Source organism: Olivibacter sitiensis DSM 17696 (assembly GCF_000427965.1).
Lineage (GTDB): Bacteria > Bacteroidota > Bacteroidia > Sphingobacteriales > Sphingobacteriaceae > Olivibacter > Olivibacter sitiensis.
The window spans coordinates 73,912-83,917 of record NZ_ATZA01000020.1; the positions used below are offsets into that span (position 1 = coordinate 73,912).

A 10,006-nucleotide genomic window follows, 5' to 3' on the forward strand; every position below is an offset into this window, starting at 1 on the left:
CCCAAAGCGAGAACAGCCGAGACCAAGAGAGGTGGAGGTTCGCAGACCACAAATGTGAGGGGGTGTAATAATAAAGATTGATTGCAACGTCTACTCCCGAAAGTAAATAATTGTACGAATCCGAACAACAGGTGTTCGATTACGAACACGTCAACCAAGGCGACAAAAACAACAATAATCTGAAAACAAGAAACTTATGTATTTGGCCGTTTTATTGAAAATGTCTGAACGTTAAAAAAAATCATTGCTGATCTATTTGAGAATCATTAAGTTCTCTTATATCGCTAATGTTGAAATCTAACATCAAAAATCGATGATGGGGAATTATTTTAAGATCACCATAAGGAATCTGCGTGCAAACAAAATGTTTACGCTGATCAACTTGATCGGATTGTCGACGGGTATGGCATGTGCCACATTAATCTTTCTTTGGGTAACGGACGAATTGCGTGTGGATCGCTTTCACGAATACGCTGACCGACTATACCAAGTGATGGAACACAGCCACAATCCCATCAGCCCTAATGTTGGGGCACACACTTCGGGATTACTGGCGGAAGCCTTGGCCGAACAGCTGCCTGAAGTGGAGCATGCTGTTGCCGCAAAGATCAGACCTGAATCCAAAATTTTATCCGTGGATGAGCAAGAGATCAGAGCTACCGTTCAGTATGCAGGCCCTGACTTTTTTCGGATATTCTCTTATGAGTTGATCCATGGAAACAAAGACCAAGTCCTGTTAGCTAAAAACGCCGTAGTGATTTCAGAAACGTTGGCAATGTCTCTTTTCCATTCGGTTGACGATGTAGTAGGTAAAACTGTTATGTTCCAGCAGGATGAATCCTTGCAGGTTGCCGGTGTTTTTAAAACAGTACCCACTATTTCTTCCGCCCAATTTGATGCTGTGTTATCATTAGAAGCCTATATCGAGGCCAATCCGAACGTAAGCCGTTGGGACTATAATACTGTCCAAACCTACCTGTTATTGAAGCAAGGCACCGACATCGAACAGTTCAACCGGAAAATAGCAAATTTCCAAAAAGATAAAACCGACCCATCTTTCAGCAAATACATAACGATTGCAGCCCATCGTTATGCCGACAATTACCTATATGGTAACTACGAACAGGGCAAACAGGTTGGGGGACGGATTACTTATGTAAGATTGTTTATTATAGTGGCTGCTTTCATCCTCGTCATTGCCTGCATCAATTTTATGAACCTGTCTACTGCTAAAGCATCCAGAAGATTGAAAGAAGTCGGTGTCAAAAAGGCGATTGGCGCTCCAAGGGCCACACTTGTAAGACAATATATAGGAGAATCAATGCTGATGGCGTTCGCGTCACTGATCATCGCACTGTTGGTTGTTTTGGTGCTGCTTCCGCAATTCAATGTTCTTACCGGGAAACAGCTCACTCTGGCAATAGACCCATTGCTCATTGGCGGCATATTGGGCATCACGGTACTGGCCGGTCTTTTAGCAGGCAGTTACCCAGCACTATACCTTTCCGGATTTAGCCCGATTGCTATTCTCAAAGGCAAGATTGCACATACCGCAGGAGAGCTTTGGACCCGGAAGGGGTTGGTAGTCTTCCAATTTACGCTTTCCGTTACCCTTATCATAGTGGTATTGGTGGTATACAGTCAACTTGACTACATTCAGACCAAACACCTCGGATACGACAAACAACACGTGGTCTCGTTTGACATTGAAGGAAAAGTTCAGGAAAATCTGGAAACTTTTCTGTCTGAGGTGCGCCGCATTCCCGGAATTGTTAATGCATCCAGCATTGGGCAGAGCATTGTGGGAGGCCGTCAAAACTCATGGACAATTGATGAATGGGAAGGAAAACCCCCCGATGAACGGATCATATTCGAAATGCGGCCGGTGAACTATGGTATGATCGAGTTACTGGGAGTGGACATGGCCGAGGGACGGATGTTTTCCGAAGACTACGGCTCCGAAGACAGCAAAATTATCTTCAACGAAGCAGCGATCAAGGCGATGGGTCTGAAAAACCCTGTCGGTAAAACTATTGGTATACAAGGCACACAGTTACAAATCATCGGGGTCGTGCGCGATTTTCATTTCGCTTCATTCCATGAACAGGTATCGCCACTGTTCTTTGTCTTGCAGCCCACATGGACTCATAAGCTGATGGCCAAAATCGAAGCAGGTAGGGAACGTGAAACCTTGACACAGTTACAAAACCTGTACAACACGTTCAATCCCGGCTTTCCCATGGAATATCAGTTCTTGGATGATGCCTACCAGGCGCAATACGTGGCTGAGCAACGGGTTTCAATCATGTCACGGTACTTCGCCGTGCTGACAGTTATGATTTCGTGCCTAGGTTTATTTGGGCTGGCCGCTTTTACGGCCGAGAAACGAGTCAAGGAAATTAGCGTTAGAAAAGTGTTAGGGGCTAAGGTCAGTCAAATAGTCCGCCTTTTATCCACGGATTTCATCAAATTGGTTCTTGTGTCCATCGTCATCGCCTCACCACTGGCATGGTGGGGGATGAACCGATGGTTGGATGGTTTCGCCTACCGTGTGGAAATCCAATGGTGGATGTTCGTATTGTCAGGATTCGCGGCTATTGCAATCGCCATGCTAACGGTGGGTTGGCAAGCGATCAGAGCAGCAGTGGCCAACCCCGTCAATAGTTTACGGGACGAATAATTTTATGAGATCTAAGATAGATATCATAATGGACTCTCTACGAATGGAATAGTTGCACAATAGGTAAGGTAATACGCTTATTTTGTTGTCAACACCTAAGCATTTTCATTAGTGTCTACTAAAACTATTTAAATTGTTCTTTGACTTCTTGATAATCTGATTGTTGTGATGATTTTTTACGCGTGACGATTTGAATTTGTTTAGGTTCACCGCAAAACGCGGTATAGATGAATCAAGGCAAATACGTTTTCGCACAGTTGACGGAATTTCTTCCTCGACGTGTGTTTGATACTATCGTGCAACGGCACGATGGCAACAGGTATGTTAAGCATTTCACTTGTTGGAATCAGTTGCTGTGCATGATGTTCGGCCAGTTGTCCAACCGTGATAGTTTACGGGATTTGATGCTCGTGCTGGATGCCCATAGCAGCAAGTCCTACCATTTGGGGCTGGGCAAACAGATCACCCGAAGCAATCTGGCCAAGGCGAATGCCAAACGTGCCAGCTTTATCTTTGAGGAGTTTGCCTATCACATGATCACTGTGGCCAGATCCAAATGCAAGAATGATGTAGATCTGGGTGTCGATTCACAGGTATATCTGTTCGATTCCACGACCATTGATCTTGTGAATATCTGCGCCATATCAAACGTATTTGTATGGAGCAATGTTCGGGGGATTCAATGGGGGATTGGTCACTATTTCATTATCGTTCGGCCTGCCACATACTCCGTGCATTGGGAAACATGCTGCAAGCCGAACAGGGAAACGCGGTTTGGTTCTTGACAGGTGCGCTACTCGGTAAATTCGATATGCGACACCAAATAAGCCTTTCCGAAGTTTTCAGGGTCGTGGGTGACGGTCGCCCGGATGGACTTCCACTTTGGCTCAATATAGACGCCGTCAGTGATATAGCTTTGGAGTATTTCTTCATTGTGTTGCCATATTTCCTCCAGTTGTTCCCGTACTTTCTCATCGGCATGTGTGAGGGTTAGCTTTTCAGGGATAAAATGGTATTGGCCATCGTATTCCCTTAACATTATCACCGGCCCTCCCGGTACATGAGACTGGATAAGGGCTATTTCAAAGGGCTCGTTACCCGCGTATTTTTCTTCGCTGATGACTTCCATGAAGTCAAGCCAGTATGGTATGGCGTCTTGGATGGGCGGGTCGTTCTTGTCTATGTGTACCTTGGCTCTTACGCGGTAGGTATAGCCCGGTTCCCGTTCGTTGAATCCATGCAGGGAATATTCCGATGGTTGCCTATTGGGCAATAGCAGCGGTCGGTCGTTGATTGCCCAATATCGGTGGTCAATGGATACTTCGGCTTCCTGCCCGTGTTTGAGGCCCATCGGGCCAATGTCATTCTTGGGACATGCGGCAAGGAAAAGGACGGTAAAGAAAAAAGAAATGTGTTTCATGGTTTATTGTGTTTCATGGTTTATAAGGATAAAAGTTTCCGATGTACATATACAATTTATGTAGTATTAGACGGGAATATCCTGCGAAACGCCACTTTTTTTATTCTCTCCTGTTGGCATGTAGCGTATGCCCGCCCTGTTTGAATACCAACCGCGAAGGTTCGGAAACATCTTTTGTCAACGTGATACCAGAGGTGAAATCCGACAATACCCCTTCCCCCGACTCCATCAAAGGGGCTCTCATACCGTCCGCTACCAAAAAGATGAGCCCCTGATCCCCTTTGAGGCGGAACGTCATACCGACACCCTCCAAGGAGTATTCCCCGAGCAGATCGCTGTATGCTGTTGCCAGACCATTTGCTGGAGGGAATGCTGCAATCGGACGGTCATCTAGGTAAGCAAGGAGGTCTTCAATCAACGCGTTTTTTAGGACGTTCCTGACTCGGTTTACAAAATAGAGCGCCATTTCCCCGGTTTCGGGACAATAGTAATTCCGGAACATGTAGCCGTAATTGTTCCCGCCGTGGCCGATGAACCGTTTGCTTTCGCCATCCTCGTCCAAACGTTCGATGCCCAATCCATATGTGCCGCCCTTGAAATCAATCATCTGGTTAAACGTTTCTCTGCTTATAAAGGTTTCCGTTTCATATAGGTGATGGTAAAACGTGGCCATGTCGGCCAACGTGGACGCAATACTCCCCGCCGCATAGCAGAAGTCGGCAAAGTACTTGTAGTTGATGCCCTCGAACACGTCCTGTTCTTGCGCCTCGTCCGTGGGGTGCAAGAGGTTGGGTATGCCACGGGATAGGTATGGATAGGTATGTTGTAGGCCGCAGGGGATAAAAATGCGTGTTTTCAACAACTCGAAATAACTTACATCATTGATTTTTTCGAGGATGCGCCCCAATAAGAGGTAGTTGGTGTTGGTATATCGGAATTTGCCAACCATAGCAGTATTCATCGGGGGTATATCGGCAAGGAAATCACGTCGCAGAATACTGTCGTGGGGGATATTGTACGCATCCCAGGTTTCCCTTCCCACCACTTCGCCCAGGCCGCTTTGGTGGCGGAGCAACTGTTCGATAGTAATGGCCGGATCCACGTTGTGGATGGGATCGAGAAATTTTCCGAGACCGTCCGTCAACGAGAGGTTTCCTCTTTCCATTTCCTGCAAGATGAGTACCGAAGTGAATGTTTTGGTGGCACTCCCGATATTGAAGACCACATCGGCTACATCACTCGGATAGTTGACACCCGTTGTCTCCATGCTGCCGCCCTTTTTGATGAGGATGCCCATCTGCGCATTGACCGATTCGTAAAACGGTTCGTATTTCCGGGCAATGGTTTCGAGGCCCGTAGGTTGGGCCGATAGCTTGCCTGCACATATGAGGATAGCCAGCGTTAAGAGGGTAGTTCTAATTGATGCTTGCATAATAGTAGGGTTTTATTAAAGACAGAATACATAGTAATGGTATGTATATAGATAAAAAAATTAACTTATTTCTTTCGTTTCAACCGTAGCAGAAGTGTGGTCAACAGATAAGAGAGGACTGTAGCCACCAGCATTACCGGAATAAACCAGTTGCCCAATACTTCCTCGAGGCCTTGTCGCTCCCGGACATCAAAGGCTGCGATACCCAGCAAGTGAAAATTCCCGTTTTTGAAAAACAGCCCTACTTGGTCCGGGTACACCAACTTGGCACCGACCATGAATATGAACGTTAACTGCAACAGGTATAGCAATGAAAACACCAAGTATATGAAACCATTGGAAATATTCAGGGCCAATGCCTTCATGACATGTAGGGGATTGAAGGTGATGGTGGCTTGTTTGAGTTTCCGCTCAGCGACCAATGGTTTGAAGACAACTTCCGGTTTGCCAAGTTTGTCAAGGATAAGCTGTAATGCTTCGGTTTCGCTTTGGGTTTCGTTGGCCTTCTGCATACCTTCATGGATGTGGCTGTTGATTTCCATGAGTACATCATCACGGTCACGCCAGGGTAGTGTTTTTACCGTTCGCTTTACGCGATTGATGTAGTGCTGGTATAGTTTTACCGTGGCATCCTGTTGAAAGGTTGGTATCTTCATTTTTCCGTGATGTGTTTTATTGCGTTTTCCAAATCTTCCCAAAAATGCTGCATCTGTGTGAGGCTTCTTCTCCCCTCATCAGCCAATGCATAGTATTTGCGTGGTATACCCGATGCCTGCTCCACCCACTTGGATGAAATGAGGCCATCGTTTTTCAACCTGTTCAACAAGGGGTATAGTGTCCCTTCAGCCACTTCCATCGCCGTATGTTGCCTGATCTGCTCAATCAGATCGTAGCCGTAATACTCCTGTTTTTTAAGCAGGTTTAAAATGATGAAGGTAAGGGTTCCCTTTTTCACCTGTGACTTCCACTTATTGACAAATTCACTATCCACGGGACAAATATAGATAAAATACATAGTATTGCAATGTATTAAATGTTAAGATGTCGGTGGTAGGAATCCAACCCCATTTTGTTCGATTGATAGGGAGAAGTATTGCAAATGGATGTCGGGGTAAACCGATGAGTACCTATGCTTTCCTGATACTGTTGATGAATTTCCCTTTGGGGAAATCCACACCGGGGCAGATGCTTTTCAGGTAGTCCAGCACCTTGTGCTCATTGTCGGCATCGTACTTCCGCAGTTCGGTGCTTCCGGTGCTGTTGAACAGTTTGTAGTACCGCAGGGCGGTGCCCTGTTCGGTGGGGCCGCCCACAAGGGTTTTTTCGGAGTATCGCGGCTCGTTGCCCATAGTTGATTTTGTCGTTCCAAATGGCATTGTCGAGGAAGAGGAAAAGCGGCGCCCTCCGGCGCCCTTGACCCGATTCCCCCGCCTTGCGTTCCTGGTGGCCTAAGCGGTGAAATTATTCATGCTGCCGCTGAAAACAGACCACATGAATAATCCACATGGCCATTGAAAAACAAATAATGTAACATGTGAAATGCCTTGGTGCGTGCAAGGGTTGGGAGATATGAAAAAAGCCATCCGTTTGCGGGATGGCTTGCTTTATATTGTAAGAACTCTATCAGAGCTTTTCGATTTCCTTAATGGACAGTTTGGTGAATTTGACTATTTGCTCGATAGAGATGCCATCTTTTTTCATTTCGCGGGCAACAGCAATTAAACTTTCGTGCTTGCCCTTCTTCTTTGCCCTGTCCAATAATAACTCTTCTATACCCATAGTCTGCCTCCTTTCTGTTAATTTTCTACTTCTTGTTCAAAGATAGTATTTACTTCCGAACTATCAAAACGCACGTAGTAGCGCAGGAAATTCATCAACCCCCTGATTTTTCCCTTGGCTATTCTACGAATAAGCAATTCACGGGCCAACTGGATTTTTACCTGCAATAAGACCTCATCACTTTGACTGTCGTTATTCAGACTTTTTCCGACAAATGCCGCCTTAGCAGTTAAGACGACCAACGCAAACGGATTGTTGGATGCCAAAAGGGCTTCATCGTCCTGTTCGGCAATTTTGTACATATTAAACCTATACGAAATACCTGTTCCCATAAATTCTTCCTCATAGGTATTCGGTCTCGGTTTTTTGCTCGCTTCCGTAAGGATGGCATAGGCAGCGATACGTTTGTGGTATTTGTCGAGTATCCGGTAATAATATGTGAACATCCGTAATGCGAAATCCTTGCGATAGCTTCCCTGAACTTCCACATGGATTAAAATCCATTCCTCCGTGCCGTCATAGGTATAGACCTGTGCCAGCTTGTCAACCACTTTGGGGGCAAACTCATCGTCTTCCGGTGGGAACAACTGCTCCAACTCCTTGTCGAGGAACGTGATGCCCCTGTTTAAATCGAAGACTTTGTCGGCATCAGAATGGAGGAAGCGGAGGAAATCGTCAAAAACGTCTTCCAAAATCCCTTTCCATAAGTAATCGTCTTTTTGCTTCATTGTTTTGCTCGGTTGTACACGGGTAAAAATATGAATAATTTTCGGTCACATTCCGGCAAGCCGCTTCTGCAAGGCCTCCATGTCGCTACCGATCCGCGCGTCCAGCAGCTTGGCATAGTGTTGGGTGGTCTTGATATTGGTATGCCCAGCATTTTTGAGACAGTTTCTATCGGCACGTTGTTGGCCAATGTCACCGTGGTGGCGAATGTGTGCCGCGCCATGTGGAATGTCAGCTTTTTAGTGATGCCGCACAGGTCGGCAATCTCTTTCAGGTAGCTGTTCATCTTTTGGTTGCTCAATACCGGAAGTACCAGCCCCTTTGCTACGCATGGGGGATAGTCCGTATAGCGTCCGATGATTTCCAAGGCTTGCGGAAGCAGCGGGATGTTGGAGGAAGTTTCCGTTTTCTCCCGGCTGGTCAACACCCATAATCTGCCGTCAATACCCTTGGCGATGCCCAACTTTTGCAGTTTCCGCACATCGGCGTATGACAGCCCCGTATAGCAGCAGAACACGAAGATGTCGCGCACATGAGAGAGCCTTGTTATGGAGAATTCCTTTTGGGCTATCCTGTCCAGTTCATCGGGCGTCAGAAATTCCTTTTCCCTTGGCTTGGCCTTCGTTTTGTAGAACGCAAAGGGGTTTCCCGTAATCCATCGGTGTGCAAGACACTGGTTTATGATTTTACGCAGGTGTTTCATGTACTTGGCCGCCGACACCGCACTGCATTCCATGTCAGAGCGGAGGAAAAACTCATAACCTGTGATGAACGCATGGTCGATGTGCCGGATCTCGATGTCCGTTTCACCATAGCATTTTTCCAAATAGCAGGTCAGGTGTGCAACAGAAGTGTTGTAGCCTTTCAGCGTGTTGGGTTTGAAACCTTTCCCAAGCAACGCTTCCATCTTCCGGTTGTGTTCGGTAAACGTTTCCATCAAATACCGCCGTTGCACGTCCTTGCCGAGGTATTTCAGTTTCAGCGATTCGGCGGTGATTTCCGTGCCGTCCTTTACGAGTTGCAGGTGGGCATCGGCCACCTTTCGCTCCAGCGTGTCGAGGTAGGCATTCAGGCCACGGATGTCCTCCTTGGTGCCCTTGGCACGGTTGGCCTTGGCGTTCCACCGTGAGGGGTCACACTCACGGCCGGTGGACACTTCCTTGGGGTCACCGGCCACGGTGATACGCATGTAGATGGGTTTCATACCACCCACATAGTTTTTTGGTTTCTTCAAGTAGAAGAGCAAGGAATAATTTGTACTCATGATAATACATCATTTATGGTGAACAAAATTAGCCTTGCAGCCTATGGTAGTCAAGATGTTTAGTTATTGAACAGGTTGTTGTTCAACAACTTAATGCACTTTCAGTGAGTAGCGGTAGGTTAGGAATCGACTCACTGAATTACTCACTGTTTTTATGCGAATAATTGAATGAATCAGGATGCTGTAAAAACAAAAAGCCCGCAAACGTTTAATTTGCAGGCTTTTGTATGTTTTGACTTCAAGATGTGTAGCCCGTAGGGGAATCGAACCCCTGTTTCAAGAATGAAAATCTTGCGTCCTAACCCCTAGACGAACGGGCCATTATTTTATCCCTTAATCGTAAAAGAAGTCTTCTCGTTTCGGGACTGCAAAAATACAGCTTAGATTTATATTTCAAAAAGTTTTTTAAAATATTTTCATCAGGGTAGATTCAACTCACCAATGCAACATTTTGGTCTAAGGTAGCATAAAAAATGCTCTTGGGGTTTTGGTAATCTAGTTTTTTTCTTGGCCTTGCATTGATTTTGTGCTGTATCTTTCTGATATCCTGTTCATTGAATTGTTCAAAGGGCTGCTTTTTCGGTATATACTGCCTGATAAGCTTGTTGGTGTATTCGTTGAGTCCCCTTTCCCAAGAGGAATAGGGGTGGGCGAAGAAGAAATCGGCCTCCAGTTTCTTTGCGATGAGCTTGTGCCGTGCGAACT

Annotated in this window: 11 protein-coding genes and 1 tRNA gene; 2 read left to right on the plus strand and 10 right to left on the minus strand. The window is 46.1% G+C overall.

Annotated elements, in window-relative coordinates; genetic code table 11:
• Positions 1-313 precede the first annotated feature (313 nt).
• Positions 314-2,680 carry an ABC transporter permease gene (locus A37S_RS0112065; RefSeq protein WP_028297205.1) on the plus strand — a complete coding sequence of 789 codons (2,367 nt, stop codon included), beginning with the start codon at positions 314-316 and terminating at the stop codon, positions 2,678-2,680.
• 227 nt (positions 2,681-2,907) lie between these two features.
• Positions 2,908-3,465 (plus strand): DUF4372 domain-containing protein, encoded by a 558-nt coding sequence (locus tag A37S_RS24535; RefSeq protein WP_051293082.1) that lies wholly within the window; start codon positions 2,908-2,910, stop codon positions 3,463-3,465.
• Positions 3,466-3,473: 8 nt separating this feature from the next.
• On the opposite strand, the gene A37S_RS0112075 is transcribed toward A37S_RS24535, so the two are convergent.
• The 10 genes from A37S_RS0112075 to A37S_RS24550 all read right to left on the minus strand — a co-directional run.
• Positions 3,474-4,100, minus strand: coding sequence for a hypothetical protein (locus A37S_RS0112075; protein WP_028297206.1), 627 nt, complete (start codon positions 4,098-4,100; stop codon positions 3,474-3,476).
• 100 nt (positions 4,101-4,200) lie between these two features.
• Positions 4,201-5,532: a serine hydrolase domain-containing protein gene (locus A37S_RS0112080; RefSeq protein WP_028297207.1), complete on the minus strand. Its 1,332-nt coding sequence runs from the start codon at positions 5,530-5,532 to the stop codon at positions 4,201-4,203.
• 65 nt (positions 5,533-5,597) lie between these two features.
• Positions 5,598-6,188: an HAAS signaling domain-containing protein gene (locus A37S_RS0112085; RefSeq protein ID WP_028297208.1), complete on the minus strand. Its 591-nt coding sequence runs from the start codon at positions 6,186-6,188 to the stop codon at positions 5,598-5,600.
• A complete protein-coding gene (locus A37S_RS0112090) occupies positions 6,185-6,547 on the minus strand; it encodes a PadR family transcriptional regulator (protein WP_245586369.1) in 363 nt (120 codons plus the stop codon). The genes A37S_RS0112085 and A37S_RS0112090 overlap by 4 nt, the downstream gene beginning before the upstream one ends.
• A gap of 112 nt (positions 6,548-6,659) precedes the next feature.
• Positions 6,660-6,881: a hypothetical protein gene (locus A37S_RS0112095; protein ID WP_028297210.1), complete on the minus strand. Its 222-nt coding sequence runs from the start codon at positions 6,879-6,881 to the stop codon at positions 6,660-6,662.
• A 274-nt stretch (positions 6,882-7,155) separates the two neighbouring features.
• On the minus strand, positions 7,156-7,311 hold the full coding sequence (locus tag A37S_RS27995; RefSeq protein ID WP_245586370.1) for a hypothetical protein: 156 nt from the start codon (positions 7,309-7,311) through the stop codon (positions 7,156-7,158).
• Positions 7,312-7,328: 17 nt separating this feature from the next.
• A complete protein-coding gene (locus tag A37S_RS24540; protein WP_245586371.1) occupies positions 7,329-8,039 on the minus strand; it encodes an RpnC/YadD family protein in 711 nt (236 codons plus the stop codon).
• Positions 8,036-9,301, minus strand: coding sequence for a site-specific integrase (locus tag A37S_RS24545; protein ID WP_245586372.1), 1,266 nt, complete (start codon positions 9,299-9,301; stop codon positions 8,036-8,038). Before A37S_RS24545 ends, A37S_RS24540 begins: the two co-directional genes overlap by 4 nt.
• A gap of 248 nt (positions 9,302-9,549) precedes the next feature.
• A tRNA-Glu gene (locus tag A37S_RS0112110) sits at positions 9,550-9,621 on the minus strand.
• Between the two features lie 110 nt (positions 9,622-9,731).
• A partial coding sequence (locus A37S_RS24550; RefSeq protein ID WP_036602356.1) for an IS30 family transposase occupies positions 9,732-10,006 on the minus strand: 275 nt, incomplete at its 5' end.